This window comes from Martelella mangrovi, assembly GCF_040545495.1.
Classification (GTDB): Bacteria; Pseudomonadota; Alphaproteobacteria; order Rhizobiales; family Rhizobiaceae; genus Martelella; species Martelella mangrovi.
Map to the genome: position 1 here is coordinate 308,617 of NZ_JBEPLY010000001.1, position 15,138 is coordinate 323,754.

The 15,138-nt window shown below is 60.0% G+C and carries 13 protein-coding genes and 1 tRNA gene; 9 read left to right on the top strand and 5 right to left on the bottom strand.

All coding sequences use genetic code 11. The features are described 5' to 3' along the window. Positions 1-35: 35 nt before the first annotated feature. The 4 genes from dnaK to recF all read left to right on the top strand — a co-directional run bounded on the left by dnaK (position 36) and on the right by recF (position 6,039). Positions 36-1,961, top strand: a complete 1,926-nt coding sequence (gene dnaK, locus ABID12_RS01500; RefSeq protein ID WP_354432813.1) for a molecular chaperone DnaK — start codon at positions 36-38, stop codon at positions 1,959-1,961. Positions 1,962-2,052: 91 nt separating this feature from the next. Next, a complete protein-coding gene (gene dnaJ, locus ABID12_RS01505) occupies positions 2,053-3,198 on the top strand; it encodes a molecular chaperone DnaJ (RefSeq protein ID WP_106307130.1) in 1,146 nt (381 codons plus the stop codon). Positions 3,199-3,334: 136 nt separating this feature from the next. Next, positions 3,335-4,873 carry a T6SS phospholipase effector Tle1-like catalytic domain-containing protein gene (locus tag ABID12_RS01510; RefSeq protein WP_354432814.1) on the top strand — a complete coding sequence of 513 codons (1,539 nt, stop codon included), beginning with the start codon at positions 3,335-3,337 and terminating at the stop codon, positions 4,871-4,873. Between the two features lie 41 nt (positions 4,874-4,914). Next, entirely contained in the window at positions 4,915-6,039 is a 1,125-nt protein-coding gene (gene recF, locus ABID12_RS01515) for a DNA replication/repair protein RecF (RefSeq protein WP_354432815.1), read from the top strand. 8 nt (positions 6,040-6,047) lie between these two features. On the opposite strand, the gene ABID12_RS01520 is transcribed toward recF, so the two are convergent. Continuing rightward, positions 6,048-6,251, bottom strand: a complete 204-nt coding sequence (locus tag ABID12_RS01520) for a SlyX family protein (RefSeq protein ID WP_106307367.1) — start codon at positions 6,249-6,251, stop codon at positions 6,048-6,050. 123 nt (positions 6,252-6,374) lie between these two features. Here ABID12_RS01520 and moeB point away from each other — a divergent pair, with 123 nt between their 5' ends. Next, positions 6,375-7,136 carry a molybdopterin-synthase adenylyltransferase MoeB gene (gene moeB, locus ABID12_RS01525; protein ID WP_354432816.1) on the top strand — a complete coding sequence of 254 codons (762 nt, stop codon included), beginning with the start codon at positions 6,375-6,377 and terminating at the stop codon, positions 7,134-7,136. Between the two features lie 17 nt (positions 7,137-7,153). On the opposite strand, the gene ABID12_RS01530 is transcribed toward moeB, so the two are convergent. The 3 genes from ABID12_RS01530 to ABID12_RS01540 all read right to left on the bottom strand — a co-directional run bounded on the left by ABID12_RS01530 (position 7,154) and on the right by ABID12_RS01540 (position 10,373). Continuing rightward, a complete protein-coding gene (locus ABID12_RS01530) occupies positions 7,154-7,489 on the bottom strand; it encodes a protein tyrosine phosphatase family protein (protein WP_354432817.1) in 336 nt (111 codons plus the stop codon). A gap of 47 nt (positions 7,490-7,536) precedes the next feature. Then, positions 7,537-8,424 carry an MBL fold metallo-hydrolase gene (locus ABID12_RS01535; RefSeq protein ID WP_354432818.1) on the bottom strand — a complete coding sequence of 296 codons (888 nt, stop codon included), beginning with the start codon at positions 8,422-8,424 and terminating at the stop codon, positions 7,537-7,539. A 179-nt stretch (positions 8,425-8,603) separates the two neighbouring features. Continuing rightward, on the bottom strand, positions 8,604-10,373 hold the full coding sequence (locus ABID12_RS01540) for a sugar phosphorylase (protein ID WP_354432819.1): 1,770 nt from the start codon (positions 10,371-10,373) through the stop codon (positions 8,604-8,606). Between the two features lie 416 nt (positions 10,374-10,789). On the opposite strand from ABID12_RS01540, the gene ABID12_RS01545 reads away from it, so the two are divergent. The 3 genes from ABID12_RS01545 to ABID12_RS01555 all read left to right on the top strand — a co-directional run bounded on the left by ABID12_RS01545 (position 10,790) and on the right by ABID12_RS01555 (position 13,580). After that, complete coding sequence (locus ABID12_RS01545) at positions 10,790-11,137, top strand: hypothetical protein (protein WP_354432820.1); 348 nt, start codon at positions 10,790-10,792, stop codon at positions 11,135-11,137. A gap of 170 nt (positions 11,138-11,307) precedes the next feature. Further along, positions 11,308-11,383, top strand: a tRNA-Phe gene (locus tag ABID12_RS01550). A 514-nt stretch (positions 11,384-11,897) separates the two neighbouring features. After that, on the top strand, positions 11,898-13,580 hold the full coding sequence (locus tag ABID12_RS01555; RefSeq protein WP_354432821.1) for an OFA family MFS transporter: 1,683 nt from the start codon (positions 11,898-11,900) through the stop codon (positions 13,578-13,580). 74 nt (positions 13,581-13,654) lie between these two features. Here the strand turns inward: ABID12_RS01555 and ABID12_RS01560 are convergent, their stop codons facing one another. Next, positions 13,655-13,999, bottom strand: coding sequence for a hypothetical protein (locus tag ABID12_RS01560; protein ID WP_354432822.1), 345 nt, complete (start codon positions 13,997-13,999; stop codon positions 13,655-13,657). 196 nt (positions 14,000-14,195) lie between these two features. Between ABID12_RS01560 and ABID12_RS01565 the strand changes: the two genes are divergently transcribed. Beyond that, positions 14,196-15,077 carry a LysR family transcriptional regulator gene (locus tag ABID12_RS01565; RefSeq protein ID WP_106307156.1) on the top strand — a complete coding sequence of 294 codons (882 nt, stop codon included), beginning with the start codon at positions 14,196-14,198 and terminating at the stop codon, positions 15,075-15,077. The last annotated feature ends 61 nt before the right edge of the window (positions 15,078-15,138 follow it).

Here is a 15,138-nt window from a genome sequence, read left to right on the forward strand (position 1 = left end):
GTTCTGATGGCCTGCTTAAAAGGAGACAAGCGAAAATGGCTAAAGTAATCGGTATTGACCTCGGTACGACGAACTCCTGCATCGCCATCATGGATGGCAAGGATGCCAAGGTGATCGAAAACGCCGAAGGCGCGCGCACAACGCCGTCGATGGTTGCGTTTACAGATGACGGCGAGCGCCTCGTCGGCCAGCCGGCCAAGCGCCAGGCCGTGACCAACCCCACCAACACCCTCTTCGCGGTGAAGCGCCTGATCGGCCGCCGCTTCGAAGACCCGACCGTGACCAAGGACAAGGGCCTGGTTCCCTACGGCATCGTCAAGGGTGACAATGGTGACGCATGGGTAGAGGCCGCCGGCAATTCCTATTCGCCCTCGCAGATCTCCGCGATGGTTCTCCAGAAAATGAAGGAAACCGCCGAGGGTTATCTCGGTGAGAAAGTCGAGCAGGCCGTCATCACGGTTCCGGCCTACTTTAACGACGCCCAGCGCCAGGCCACCAAGGACGCCGGCAAGATCGCCGGTCTGGAAGTGCTGCGCATCATCAACGAGCCGACGGCGGCAGCCCTTGCCTACGGCCTCGACAAGAATGAAGGCAAGACCATTGCCGTTTACGACCTTGGCGGCGGTACCTTCGACGTGTCGATCCTCGAAATCGGCGACGGCGTCTTCGAAGTGAAGTCGACCAATGGCGACACCTTCCTCGGTGGTGAAGACTTCGACATGCGTCTCGTCGAATATCTCGCCGACGAGTTCAAGAAGGAAAACGGCATTGACCTGAAGGCCGACAAGCTGGCCCTGCAGCGTCTGAAGGAAGCCGCCGAAAAGGCCAAGATCGAGCTGTCGTCCGCGCAGCAGACCGAAGTCAACCTGCCGTTCATCACGGCCGATGCGACCGGTCCGAAGCACCTGACGCTGAAGCTGACCCGCGCCAAGTTCGAAACCCTGGTTGCCGATCTCGTCAAGCGCACGGTCGGTCCCTGCCAGGCCGCGCTCAAGGATGCCGGCGTTTCGGCCAGCGAGATTGACGAAGTCGTTCTCGTCGGCGGCATGAGCCGCATGCCCAAGGTTCAGGAAACCGTCAAGCAGCTGTTCGGCAAGGACCCGCACAAGGGCGTGAACCCGGACGAAGTCGTGGCCCTTGGCGCTGCCATCCAGGGCGGCGTTCTGCAGGGCGACGTCAAGGACGTTCTGCTGCTCGACGTGACGCCCCTTTCGCTCGGCATCGAAACGCTCGGCGGTGTGTTCACCCGTCTGATCGACCGCAACACCACGATCCCGACGAAGAAGAGCCAGACCTTCTCCACGGCTGAAGACAACCAGTCCGCCGTGACCATCCGCGTTGCCCAGGGCGAGCGTGAAATGGCGGCCGACAACAAGATGCTCGGCCAGTTCGACCTCGTCGGCATTCCGCCGGCCCCGCGCGGCGTGCCGCAGATCGAAGTCACCTTCGACATCGACGCCAACGGCATCGTCAACGTCTCGGCCAAGGACAAGGGCACGGGCAAGGAACACCAGATCCGCATTCAGGCTTCCGGTGGTCTCTCCGACAGCGACATCGAACAGATGGTCAAGGACGCCGAAAGCCACGCCGAGGAAGACAAGAAGCGTCGTGCCGGGGTTGAAGCGAAGAACCAGGCTGAAAGCCTGATCCATTCGACCGAAAGCTCGCTTGAGGAGCATGGCGACAAGGTTTCCGAAGAAGACCGCACCGCCATCAAGACCGCGATCGAGGAGCTGAAGACGGCCGTTGCTGCCGAAGAGCCGGATGGCAATGACATCCAGGCCAAGACGCAGACGCTGATGGAAGTCTCCATGAAGCTTGGTCAGGCCGTCTACGAGGCCCAGCAGGCCGAGGAAAGCGAAGCCGCCTCCGCGGATGCCGCCAAGGATGCCGAATCCGATGTTGTCGATGCTGACTTCGAAGATGTCAGCGATGACGACGACAACAAGAAATCGGCTTGATTTGAGCGTCGCTCTTACTCAATCCTGACATCAAACATCCGGCCGTCGCCAAGGCGGCCGGAAAAACCTGTTCAAGAGGTTGGCAGACTCCATGGCAAAAGCGGACTATTACGAGACACTCGGCGTTGGCCGTTCGGCTGACGAAAAGGAGCTGAAAAGCGCCTTCCGCAAGCTTGCGATGAAGTACCATCCGGACAAGAATCCGGATAACGCCGATGCCGAAAAGAAGTTCAAGGAAATCAACGAAGCCTATGAGACGCTCAAGGACCCGCAGAAGCGGGCAGCCTATGACCGTTTCGGCCATGCCGCGTTTGAAAACGGCGGTGGCGGGCCGGGTGCCGGCGGCTTCGGGGCCGCAGGCTTCGGCGGCGCCGGCGGCTTCTCCGATATTTTCGAGGACATTTTTGGCGAAATGATGGGCGGCGCCCGTGGACGCCGTTCCTCCGGCGGACGCGAACGTGGCGCGGACCTGCGCTACAATATGGAAATCACGCTCGAGGAAAGCTTCGAGGGCAAGACGGCGCAGATCCGGGTTCCGACCTCGGTCGTGTGCGACGAATGCACGGGCTCGGGCGCAAAGCCGGGCTCGACGCCCAATACCTGCGCCACCTGCCATGGCTCCGGCCGGGTGCGCGCGGCCCAGGGGTTCTTCTCCGTGGAACGCACCTGCCCGACCTGTCACGGTCGTGGCGAGACGATTTCCGATCCCTGTCCGAAATGCCGTGGCGAGGGCCGCACGGTCGAGGAGCGTTCGCTCTCGGTCAATATTCCCGCCGGTATCGAGGATGGCACCCGCATCCGCCTTCAGGGCGAGGGTGAAGCCGGGCTTCGCGGCGGACCGTCCGGCGATCTTTACATCTTCCTGTCGGTCAAGCCGCATCCGTTCTTCCAGCGCGACGGCGCGGATCTGCACTGCACCGTGCCGATCTCGATGACCCAGGCGGCCCTTGGCGGCAAGTTCGAGGTCACCACGCTGGATGGCACCAAATCGCGGGTTGCCGTGCCCGAGGGCACCCAGACCGGCAAGCAGTTCCGCCTGAAGGGCAAGGGCATGCCGGTGCTCCGCTCCTCCCACAAGGGCGATCTCTACATTCAGGTCCGCATCGAAACCCCGCAGAAGCTGACCAAGCGCCAGCGCGAACTGCTGCAGGAGTTCGATGAATTGTCCTCCAACGAAAACAACCCCGAATCCAACGGCTTCTTCGCCCGGATGAAGGAATTTTTCGGGACCGAGTGAGCTAAAACTGGACAGATAACTTCTGTCCAGTTGTTTCTTTTTTGTATACTTTAGAATAATATTATATTTACGCTTTCCATTTTCCACTGTAACCTTCCAGCTGAGATATTTCAGAAGTAATTTGGAGGGGGTGCGGATGACCAATCTGGTGGTTTGCTGCGACGGGACTTGGAATACGCCGGACCAGACGGATCGTGATCTGCCGGCACCGTCAAATGTTGTGAAGCTCTACAGCGCGCTGTCGGAAAACGATGCCGATGGCAATCCGCAGAAGAAATACTATCACCCTGGCGTCGGCTCCGAGGGGAACTGGTGGGAACGGCTCTCGGGCGGTGGCATGGGGGTCGGCCTCGATGAGAATATCAAGAGCGCCTATAAGTGGCTTGCCGTCAATTACAGCCGTGGCGATCGCATTTACGCGTTCGGTTTCAGCCGGGGCGCCTTCACGGCACGCAGCCTTGCGGGCCTGATCGTGAAATGCGGCCTTCTCGATCTGTCGGATGCCGGATTGTCATCGAAAGAAATCTGGAGACGCGTCGATGATGTCTACGAGGTCTATCGTGGCAGAAGCGGCAAGCCATACAAGACGATGAAGTTTTACAACACCAAGGCGGGCGCCAATTCTGCTGGCAAGACGCCGATCTGGTTTCTGGGTGTCTGGGACACGGTAGGCGCGCTTGGTATTCCTGACGACCTTGGCATTCTGGATCTTCTGGACAAGCCGGAAAACCATAGATTTCATGATACATCGCTCAGCGACAAGGTGATCAATGCTCGCCATGCCCTAGCCATTGACGAACATCGCCAGACCTTTACGCCTACAATGTGGACCAATGTTGAGGATCGTGAGACTGCAAGACAGCTCTGGTTTCCGGGCGCCCATGGAGACGTTGGTGGCGGCTATATTGAAAACGGATTGTCGGATGGCGCGCTTGCCTGGATGATGGATGAGGCGTCCGGACTTCACCTGTCGTTCAGGACGCCTGCGCGCGATCAGGTTGCTCCCGACTATCTGGACGTGGCCCACAACACGGTCAAAGGCATATATGAGCACTTGAAAACCCGTCCCCGCTCTGTTTCCTCCTTTCTCTCCGACACGGGCGCTTTCCATGAAAGTGCGACAAACCGCCAGGAAAATCCGCCGCTGTCGCAGCCGGATTACTGGCCGACCCGTTCTCTGCAACCCGGTGAACGCGCCATGCGAGATATCTTTGCCGCGCAGAAATGGAATGCAACCGGCCTCTTTCTGGAAAAAGGAAAACGGTATCGGTTTTCCGCGCAGGGAGAATGGAAGGATGCCGACATCAAATGTGGCCCCGGCGGTACCAAAGACGGTAATTTCTATCCTGGCGAGGTTCTTCAGCTCGGGGCGAGCGCACTCGGGAAGCTGGAGGGCGTATTCAAATGGGCCACCGGCAGGAAGCGCACCGATTTTCTGATGACAAAACGGCTTGAGGGGGAGAGCTGGTTTGCGTTGATCGGCGTTATCGCAAATGGGATCGGAGCAGACAAGGATGGTGCGCCGAACCTTCATCAGGAATTTCTCATTGGGGAGGGACCCAGGGAAATCAAGCCGGAAAGCGACGGCTATCTTTATTGTTTCACCAATGATGCATGGGCAGCCTATGGCAATAATAAGGGCAGCGTAGCGCTTGAGGCGGAATGCGTTTCGTGATGGTTCTTGCCAGCGCAGCGGTTTCATCGTAGCCAGCTTTCATGTTGCCTTCGATTTTCCTCACCGCGCTGAAGCTTACCGATTTCCGCAATTATCCTCAGGCGGGGCTTGCGCTTGACGGGCGGCATGTGGTGCTGACGGGCGATAATGGTTCCGGCAAGACCAATCTTCTGGAGGCGGTTTCCTTTCTCTCGCCCGGCCGTGGCATGCGCCGCGCGGCTTACGGGCAGGTGGTGCGCAAGGGCGCGCCTGCCGGCTTTACCGTGTTTGCCGAACTCGAAGGCATGGAAGGCAATGTCGGTATCGGAACGGGAACGGATGGGGTGGACGGCGTGGGCCGCAAGGTGCGGATCAACGGCACGCAGGCGGCATCCGGGGATGAACTGCTCGATCATGTGCGGGTGATCTGGTTGACGCCATCCATGGACGGGCTTTTTACCGGACCGGCCGGCGACCGAAGGCGGTTTTTAGACCGGATGGTGCTGTCGATCGACCCTGCCCATGGCCGCCGAGTTGCCGATTTCGAACGGGCGATGCGGTCGCGCAACCGGCTTCTGTCCGAGCGGCGGATGGAACCCGCCTGGCTTTCCGGCCTCGAGGAGCAGATGGCGGGTCTCGGCGTGGCGATGGCGCTGGCGCGGCGCGAATTGCTGTCGCTCCTGACCGGACTGATCGGCGAAAGTGCGGCGGGCTCGCCGTTTCCCACGCCTGAGATCGCGCTGACCGGTTTTTTTGCCGACGAGACGGAAGCGCCGGCGATTGACCTTGAAGACCGGTACCGGGCGCTTCTGGAAGAAGAACGTTACCGTGATGCCGCGGCCGGGCGCACGCTTGACGGGCCGCACCGCAGCGAGATGGCCGTGCGGCACCAGCAGAAGGACATGGACGCCGCATTGTGTTCCACCGGGGAGCAGAAGGCGCTGCTGCTCGGCCTCGTGCTGGCCCATGCGGGCCTGACACGACGGATCAGCGGTCATCCGCCGGTGATGCTGTTCGACGAGGTTGCCGCCCATCTCGATGAAGGGCGGCGCGCGGCGCTGTTTGCGCGCATTGGCGAAATCGGCGGCCAGTCGTTCATGACCGGAACCGACCGTTCGCTGTTCGAGGCGCTCGGCGAAGACGGCCAGTTCTTCAACGTGTCGGACGGAAAAATCCGCTCCGACTGAGCGCGCTTTCAGTAGTGCGGTGGCTTGGTGACGGCGGGGCGCTCGCCGGCCTGTTCTTCCAACTCCAGAAAACGGTCCGAGAGCAGCACCATCTGCTTTTTGAGCCGGTCGATCTCCCGCCATTGCTCGGCAACCTGCTCGGAAAGCTCGTCAATGGTCTTGCTCTGGTAGGCGACGGTTTCTTCAAGACGGACAATACGCTCTTCAGTCATATCAGCCTCCATATATCTGTGGTGTCGAGGGACGCGTGCAGGCCTCTGCGTACAGGAGAAAATTTCGGTACGCTCGCATCAATTTCAAGAGCCCCGGATCGTGTCTCCTGCTATAGTGCCGCCATGACTGACAGTGAAGCCTTTTCCGCCGAAGAAATCGAACGTTATGCCCGCCACATCGTGTTGCCGGAAATCGGCGGCGCGGGGCAGCAGGCCTTGAAGCGGGCACGGGTGCTGGTGATCGGTGCGGGCGGGCTCGGCAGTCCGGTCCTCGCCTATCTGGCGGCTGCCGGTGTCGGCACGCTCGGCATCGCCGATGATGACGGGGTCAGCCTCTCCAACCTGCAACGCCAGGTCATCCACGACAGCGGCACGGTCGGCGCGGAAAAGACCGAAAGTGCGGCCAGAGCGATTGCGCGCATCAACCCGCATGTGATCTGCCGCCGCTACCAGGAACGCCTCGATGCCACCACCACCGGCGAAATCCTGAGCGGTTTCGACCTTCTCGTCGACGGCTCCGACAATTTCGACACGCGCTATATGGCTGCCGATGCCGCCGAGCGCGCCGAGGTGCCGCTGGTGACCGGCGCTGTCGGCCGGTTCGACGGATCGGTGACGGTGCTGAAGCCCTTTGCGTTTGACGGTGACGGGCGGCAAAATCCACGCTACCGCGATCTCTACCCGGCGCCGCCGCCACCCGGCCTGGTGCCGTCCTGCGCCGAGGCCGGCATTGTCGGCCCGGTCACCGGTGTCATCGGCACGTTGATGGCGATGGAGGTGATCAAGCTGATAACCGGCGCGGGCGATCCGCTGGTGGGCCGGTTGCTGCTTTATGACGGGCTTTCCGCCCGTTTCGAGACCATCGCCTATGCGCGCAAAGCCTGATCCTTGGTCGAGATAGTCTATCCTGCCTGCAGGGCGAGATTGTAGAGGCCGACGCAGCGCCCGCCGGATGCACAGAAGGCGAGCACCGGACCTTCTGTTTCGTTCAGGATCTTTTTCAGCTTCGGCGCCTGCGTGATCGGCTGGTGCGCACCGCCGACCGGCACATAGTAACAGGCAAGCCGGGCGGCCTTTGCCGCCGCTTCGATCTCGGTGAATTTGGGCTGAAAAAAAACCTCGCCGTCCGGGCGCATGCAGATGACGGCGGCAAAGCCGGCCTCTGCCACCTCCGTCATGTCCTTGGCCTTGAGCTGGCCGGTGACGTGATACTGGCTGTTGATGGCGCGCGTTCGCATATTGTCTTTCCTGATGTCTGGCCTGATGTCTGGATGGTCTCTGGGTGTCAGAGCGCGTTGATCGGGACTTTCAGCATCGGCCGTCCATCCTTGTCCTTCGGTATGTCGCCTGCGCGCATGTTGACCTGCAGGGAGGGCAGGATCAGGCGCGGCATGGACAGTGTGGCGTCGCGCTTTTCGCGCATCGCGACAAACTCATCCTCACTGATGCCGTCATGGAGGTGGATGTTGTGGCGGCGTTCCTCGCCGACGCTGGTTTCCCACTTTATGTCGCGGCCATTGGGGCCGTAGTCATGGCACATGAACAGGCGGGTTTCTTCCGGCAGTGACAGCACGCGCTTGGTCGAGCGGTAAAGCGTGCGGGCGTCGCCGCCGGGAAAATCGGCGCGCGCAGACCCGCCATCCGGCATGAACAGCGTGTCGCCGACGAAGGCGGCATCGCCGATCACATGGGTCATGCAGGCCGGCGTATGGCCGGGGGTATGCATCACATGGGCTGTCATGCCGCCGATCTGATAGCTGTCGCCATCGGTAAACAGCCGGTCGAACTGCGAACCGTCACGCTGGAATTCCGTGCCTTCGTTGAACACTTTGCCGAAGGTTTCCTGCACGATCACGATATTTTCGCCGATACCGAGCCGGCCGCCCAGCGTTTCCTGGATATAGGGCGCTGCGGAAAGGTGGTCGGCATGAACATGGGTTTCGATCAGCCATTCAAGCCGCCAGCCATTGTCCATGATCATCGCGATCATCCGGTCGGCGCTTTCATGCGAAAGGCGGCCGGCGGCGTAATCGATATCCATCACGCTGTCGATGATCGCGCAGGCGTTTGAAGCGGGATCGCGGACAATATAGGAGATTGTGTTGGTTGCGGGATCGAAAAAGCCGTGGACCTCCGGTTTCAGAGCGGGATCGGGCGAAAATGGCAGGGGCATGCGCGGTCTCCCTCGGACATGTTATATGGATATTTTATTGTTATAGTGCGTATATACGAAAACATGAAATAAATATGGCAAAAACCATACGTCGGCAAGCCGGCCGCTGTTGCTTTGCTCGATTTTTCGCGCGGGAGGGAGGAGCGGCGGCAAAGGGGCTTGCCGCCGCAGGTCGTCTCTTACGTCTTGTTGGTGATCCACCGGCACTGATACGGCGCGAAGGTGATCTTGGCATCGCTGACCGGCTCACCGGAGATCAGATCGACCCAGTTTTCGCCGCCGATCAGGTTCAGGGCCATGGCGGGAATTTCGAGTGTCTCGTCGGTGACGTTGTTGATCGCGAAAATACTCTGGGTGCGGTCAACGCTCTGGCGCCAGAAGCCGAACAGCTTTTCCCCGAGATGCAGGGTAAACTGCGTGGCATTGGGGTGGAAGGCAGGCTGCCGGGTGCGCACCGAGATCAGCGCGCGCATGGCATTGAAAACCTGCGCATGCTGCGTGGTTTCGTCGGCCAGCGCTTCCTGCAGCGCGTCGTAGTTCCAGCGGTGGCGGTTGATGGCGCGGTTGTGCCCGGACTTTTCGACCCCCTCATAATCGTTGCTGGTGGCCAGCAGCGAGTGGATGTAAATCGCCGGAATCCCCTCGAGCGCCATGGCGATCGTCTGGCTGCAGAGGAAGCGGGCGATGTTGTGATCGTCCTCGCCGCGGACAGTGCCTTTCAGGGCGTCGAACAGCGACACGTTCATCTCGTAAGGCCGCATCGAGCCATCGGAAAGCTGGCGCATGGAAACCCGGCCGCCAAACCCTTTGACGGTTTCGACCATCTGGCTGATCGCATCCTCCGAAAGCAGGCTTTCGGCAGGCCTGAGGCCGATGCCGTCATGCGAGGCGGTGAAGTTGAAATAGGCGCAGCCCATCTGCGCCGGCGGCATGGCCATCTGCCAGGCATTGAGGAATTGCGATGTTCCCGTCAGCAGCGCATGCACGATCAGCGGCGGCAGCGAGAAATTATAGATCATGTGCGCTTCGTTGCGATTGCCGAAATAGCTCAGGTTTTCGACATTCGGCACATTCGTCTCGGTGATGAGAACGATGCTTTCCTCGCTGAAATCGGCCAGAAGCCGCATCAGCCGGATAATCTCGTGGGTTTCAGGCAGGTGGATGCAGGAGGTGCCGATCTCCTTCCAGATAAAGGCACAGGCATCCAGCCGGATGGTGCGCACGCCGCGATTGATATGAAAGCGCATGATCCGCAGGAATTCGAGCAGCACGTCCGGATTGGAGAAGTCGAAATCCACCTGGTCGTGGCTGAAGGTGCACCAGACATATTTTTCGCCATCGGCGGTTTCGACCTTGCGCAGCAGCGGATGGGCGCGCGGGCGAACCACAGAGGAAAGATCATCCTCGGGCGATGCGGTAAAGAAAAAATCCTTGTAGGGCTCATGGCCCATGCGGAATTCGTTGAACCAGCTGCTCTGGCTGGAACAGTGGTTGAGCACCAGATCCGACATCAGCCGGAATTCCCGGCCGATGCGCTCGATATCCTCCCAGCCGCCAAGGCCGCTGTCGATCGCGCGATAATCGGTGATCGCGAAGCCATCATCGGAGGTATAGGGGAAATAGGGCAGGATATGCACGCCCTTGATCACGCCCTTCAGGTTTTCGGTGACGAAATCCTGGAGCAGCGACAGCGGTTTGTGCTCGCCATCGATGATCGAGTTGCCGTAGGTGATCACATAGGTGTTGTCGGCGCTCCACATATTGTTGCCGGCAACGCGCCCGCGCTTGCGCGGAACCGCGCCGTCGCCCCAGAAGGCTTCGAGGACCTGGCGCGTCAGCGCGCGCGAGTCTTTGTCCGGATAGATGCTCTCGAGATGGAGCCTGATGCTTTCCCGCAGCCGCCTGGAAATCACCATGCTTTTTTGCGGCGTCTCAGAAACTGTCGTCATTCTTGTCCTTCTTTCCCCACACGCCAAGGTTAGCATGTCGGTTTCGATTGGCAATTGCCTATCCGGGCCAATCGCCAGCTTTGCAGAGAGATTTTGCTGCACCGCCGCATCGCGGGGCCCTTGACGTCGTACCCGGTTGTTCTCCGCCCGCGGGATGGGACGCACGCCTGAAATCCATCTGTTTTCGGCGGCAACCAACGGCGATGGCGCCACTTTGTTTGTGCATGCCTGAACCCCTTGCTGTCTCGTCTGCCCGCAGACGCATATCGGCTGCTTCATGAATGCTTTTTTATGTTCAGCTTCTTTCCAGAAAAACCGTGGTGTGCTAGCAAATCCGAAACGGGATATTGTAAGTATTTATTTAGTCTAATTTAGAATTATCTTAATTTTAGACATAAAATAGTAAAGGCTTCCCAATGAATTCTTCTGATGAGTGCGTGCTGACATTTGTGCGGCGCGATGAACCTGACGCGCGGCTGGTGGCCATGGCTGGCGCGCTCTCCTCACTTGCCCGGCAGGAGGGGGTGCAGGTCGCCAAGGCCCTGCAGGCGGGAAGACATACGCGTCTGGATCTTTGCCGCATTACCGGACTTTCGGTATTTCAGGTCGCTTCCGCAACCGCATCTCTGGTCAACCACGGACTGGTTTCCGCCTGGCGGCGCGATGCCGAGACCGTCTATGAGCTCGTCCACCCGCGCCTCGGTGACGTTATTCACCTTGCCGAGGAGCTCGCCGACCCGCAGCCACTGCAGGTGGTTTCGTAAGGCAGTTTGCCGCGTCGCGCCGCTGTGACCGGCCGGTCGGCAAGGACCTGTAAATTTTCTTGAAAAACGGAAAATTGGCGCTGGACTTGAAAAAACAAAATGCTATAAACGCGCTCATTCGCGGGCCTGCCCCGGCAGCCGCGAAGGTGCTCTTGTGTCTCAAGGCGCCTGCCCAGATAGCTCAGTTGGTAGAGCAGCGGATTGAAAATCCGCGTGTCCGTGGTTCGAATCCGCGTCTGGGCACCACTTGACCCCTCCGGGGCTTGTTCATCTTTTCCATTTCCGTCGTGTCTTCGCTTTCCCGGTTTGCCGCTTTATGGCACGTCATGCCATTTTCAATGGCTTGAGTGGTCGATCGCGAAGGTCTTTGGAAAGTGCTTTGACCACATAAGTTGGCCTCCTGTCGCAGCCTAGATGCTGGATCAGAAGCAACTCGATTTGGGAGTCGTGGAACGATCCTGACCGTCGGGAAAGTGCTCTGGAACCGATATGATGCGCGCCGGAATGGCCGTCTTCTCCTGTGCCTCCTTATCCGCTCGGGACGCGTGCAAATCATCAGTCAAACGTTTTATTTACTTGAGGTCGAACAGGCGTAGAATGCCGGCCCTCCGAGGTGTGTTCAACTGGGGGCTGTGCGGACCGTTGCTGCCAGCCTGAGGCGTGTTGACGCTTTATCGGTCTCGGAGAAACCGAACTGCGCCCCGGCGACCGGCCGATCAGGCGGGTGTGGGCGACAAGCGTTCTTGGGAGGGAACGACGCATGTTTGACAAGCTGAAGAAGGAACATATCGTCGCAAGAGACGGTTTCAACCGCTGGAAGGTTCCGCCGGCATCCATCGCCATCCACCTGTGCATAGGCTCCGTCTATGCCTGGAGTATCTTCAACCCGCCGTTGGTCAAGCAATTTGGCGTGGTTGCGCCGGCGCCGGGCGACTGGAGCCTGTCCTCCGTCGTCTGGATTTTCTCCGTGGCGATCGTGTTTCTCGGGCTGTCGGCCGCGTTTGCGGGCAAATGGCTGGAGGAAGTCGGCCCGCGCATGGTCGGCGTTGTCGCCGCGTTCTGCTGGGGCGGCGGGCTGATCATCGGCGGTCTTGGCATCATGACCCATCAGCTCTGGCTGCTTTATCTCGGCTATGGCGCCATCGGCGGCTGTGGCCTCGGGCTCGGCTATGTCTCGCCGGTCTCGACCCTGATCCGGTGGTTTCCCGACCGGCGCGGCATGGCGACCGGCCTTGCGATCATGGGTTTTGGCGGCGGCGCGATGATCGCCACGCCGATCCAGGAATTCCTTCTCGGGCTTTACTACAAGGCGCCGCAGTTTCTCGGGCCGCAGGATGCCGTCAACATCGTCATCGAGGGCGGCAAGCGCATGGCCGAGGTCAATGGCCAGCTTGTCGAAGTGGTGGTGGCCACCGCCCGCCAGGCGGCCGAAGCGCCCATAGCCATTGATCCCGGCGTCTACGTCGTGGGCACCGGCAATACCGGCGCGGAAGGGACGTTCTTCACGCTCGGCATCGTCTATTTCGTCGTCATCATGATTGCGGCCTTCTCCTACCGGGTGCCGCAGGAAGGCTGGAAGCCGGAAGGCTGGACGCCGCCGACGGCGGATGCCGCCTCGCGCAAGATGATCACCCAGAACCATGTTCACATCGATCAGGCGCTCAAGACGCCGCAATTCTATCTGTTGTGGATTATTCTCTGCTTCAACGTGACCGCCGGCATCGGCGTGATCGGCGTGGCCAAGACGATGATGACGGAGATTTTCGGCACGACGCTGCCGCTGATCGTCAATTCCGCCTTCGCGGCAACCTATGTGTTCATGATTTCGGTGTTCAACATGCTCGGCCGGTTCTTCTGGGCCTCGATGTCGGACTATATCGGACGCAAAAATACCTATTACTGCTTCTTCGTCCTCGGCACGATCCTCTACCTGTCGATCCCGTTCGCCGCGCATCAGGTCAGCATCAACCCGGCAGTGTTGTGGCTGGTGATGTTCTATGCCGCGACGATGATCATCTTCACCATGTATGGCGGCGGCTTCGCCACCATCCCGGCCTATCTGGCGGATATCTTCGGCACCAAATTCGTCGGCGGCATCCACGGGCGGCTGCTGACGGCGTGGAGCACGGCGGGCGTTCTCGGCCCGCTGGCAATCACCGGCCTGCGCAACATGTCGCTGAACAGCGCGCTCCATGATCTGGCGTCGAAGGTCGATCCGGCGGCGTTTGCCGAGAAATTCGGCGCCGGTATCGATCAACTCGACCAGCTGATCGCCGCCAAGACGGTGACCATCGCGCAACTGATGGAAATCGCGCCGGCGGGCACCGTCGACCCGACGCCGAGCCTCTACAACACGACCATGTATGCCATGGCCGCGTTGCTGGTCATCGCGCTGGTCGCCAATGTGCTGGTCAAGCCGGTGCATGAGAAGCACCATATGTGAACCGGTTCCCGGTCCGGCCCCGGCGGCGGCAGAGCGTTGCCGCCGGGGTTTTCAGCGGGTTCCGCCGGAGCGGTTCAGCCGCCGGTCAGGTCCACATGACAGATATACTTGCCGTAGACCCAGCCCACCGGGCCGCTCGGGTTGTCGGCCTCCGAGAGCGAACGCATGACCATGACCTCGCGCCAGCCGCGCGTGTCGTAAGGTTCCAGGGTCAGAACGAAAGTGCCGGGGCCGAGGCGGGCAATCTCGTTGCACTTGGAGGAACCGCAACTGCGCAACGACAGATAATTGTCGCCCTGCGGGTCGAGATGGCAGACGGCGTAAACCTCGCCGGAATAGGCATCGACATGCGCCGGCAGGGCGATGATGGCCAGACCGGCAACAGCCGGAGCCAGCCATTTGAACAATTTGACAGACATTTCAACCTCCCTTGTTCGGGATAGTGTAATCGCGGGCTGTATTCCGCCATTGATTGCAATCAACTCTTGAAGAAACCCCGGAGGGGAGATCGTCGGCGCTGTCCTGACGCGGCGGCCGATGGCAAAACCGATCTCCACTTCACCTGGAATTGCTCTAGAATGAGCGCGAGAAACGCCCGTCCCGGATGGAAGATGCATGATCGAAAAACTGGAAATGTTTATTACCCTGGCGCGTGAGCAGCATTTCGGGCACGCGGCGGAAGCCTGCGGGGTTTCACAGCCGGCGCTTTCGGCATCGATCAAGCAGCTCGAGGAGCAGCTGGGCGTTCTTCTGGTATTGCGCGGCTCCCGCTATCAGGGGCTGACGCCCGAAGGCCAGCGGGTGCTGGAATGGGCGCGGCGGCTGGTTGCCGACGCCCGCACCATGCAGCAGGAGCTGAAGACCATTCGCGATGGCTTGAGTGGTCATCTGAAGGTGGCGAGCATACCCACCGCACTTTCCTATGTTCCCGCACTCACCGCGCCGTTTGTGGCGAGCAATCCCGGCGTCACCGTGTCCGTGCTGTCGCGGTCATCCGCCGAAATTCTCTCGCTTCTGGAAAATCTCGAGATTGACGTCGGCATCACCTATCTCGAAAACGAACCGGTGGGAAAGGTTACGCAGATCCCGCTCTATCGGGAGACCTATTGTCTGGTGACGCATGTTGATACGCATCTCGGCGACGCCAGGCGGATCACATGGAACGACGTCAGCCGTCTGCCGCTCTGTCTCTTGACGAAGGACATGCAGAACCGGCGCATTCTCGACGGTATCCTCGCGCAGGTCTCCGCCGATGTCGCGCCGACGCTTGAATCCGATTCCATCGTCACCCTGTTTGCCCATGTGCAGACCGGGCTGTGGTCGACTGTCATGCCGGAGAGCCTGGCAACGACGCTTGCAAACGAGACCCTGAAAACCATACCGATCATCGATCCCGTGGCCGGTTCGCAGATCGGTCTCGTCGCCACGCACCGCGAGCCTTACGCGCCGTTGATCTCGGCCTTTCTGCGGCAGGTGCGTCATCTGGCGCAAGTATAAAACATGACTATAGAAGTCATCTATAAGTAAAAGCCATTGACTGACGGAACTGCGGCATTGA

Bases quoted from the DNA above. Each gene is read 5' to 3' on its own strand.
- dnaK (WP_354432813.1), top strand. From the start codon at position 36: ATGGCTAAAGTAATCGGTATTGACCTCGGTACGACGAACTCCTGCATC.
- dnaJ (WP_106307130.1), top strand. From the start codon at position 2,053: ATGGCAAAAGCGGACTATTACGAGACACTCGGCGTTGGCCGTTCGGCT.
- ABID12_RS01510 (WP_354432814.1), top strand. From the start codon at position 3,335: ATGACCAATCTGGTGGTTTGCTGCGACGGGACTTGGAATACGCCGGAC.
- recF (WP_354432815.1), top strand. From the start codon at position 4,915: ATGTTGCCTTCGATTTTCCTCACCGCGCTGAAGCTTACCGATTTCCGC.
- ABID12_RS01520 (WP_106307367.1), bottom strand. From the start codon at position 6,251: ATGACTGAAGAGCGTATTGTCCGTCTTGAAGAAACCGTCGCCTACCAG.
- moeB (WP_354432816.1), top strand. From the start codon at position 6,375: ATGACTGACAGTGAAGCCTTTTCCGCCGAAGAAATCGAACGTTATGCC.
- ABID12_RS01530 (WP_354432817.1), bottom strand. From the start codon at position 7,489: ATGCGAACGCGCGCCATCAACAGCCAGTATCACGTCACCGGCCAGCTC.
- ABID12_RS01535 (WP_354432818.1), bottom strand. From the start codon at position 8,424: ATGCCCCTGCCATTTTCGCCCGATCCCGCTCTGAAACCGGAGGTCCAC.
- ABID12_RS01540 (WP_354432819.1), bottom strand. From the start codon at position 10,373: ATGACGACAGTTTCTGAGACGCCGCAAAAAAGCATGGTGATTTCCAGG.
- ABID12_RS01545 (WP_354432820.1), top strand. From the start codon at position 10,790: ATGAATTCTTCTGATGAGTGCGTGCTGACATTTGTGCGGCGCGATGAA.
- ABID12_RS01555 (WP_354432821.1), top strand. From the start codon at position 11,898: ATGTTTGACAAGCTGAAGAAGGAACATATCGTCGCAAGAGACGGTTTC.
- ABID12_RS01560 (WP_354432822.1), bottom strand. From the start codon at position 13,999: ATGTCTGTCAAATTGTTCAAATGGCTGGCTCCGGCTGTTGCCGGTCTG.
- ABID12_RS01565 (WP_106307156.1), top strand. From the start codon at position 14,196: ATGATCGAAAAACTGGAAATGTTTATTACCCTGGCGCGTGAGCAGCAT.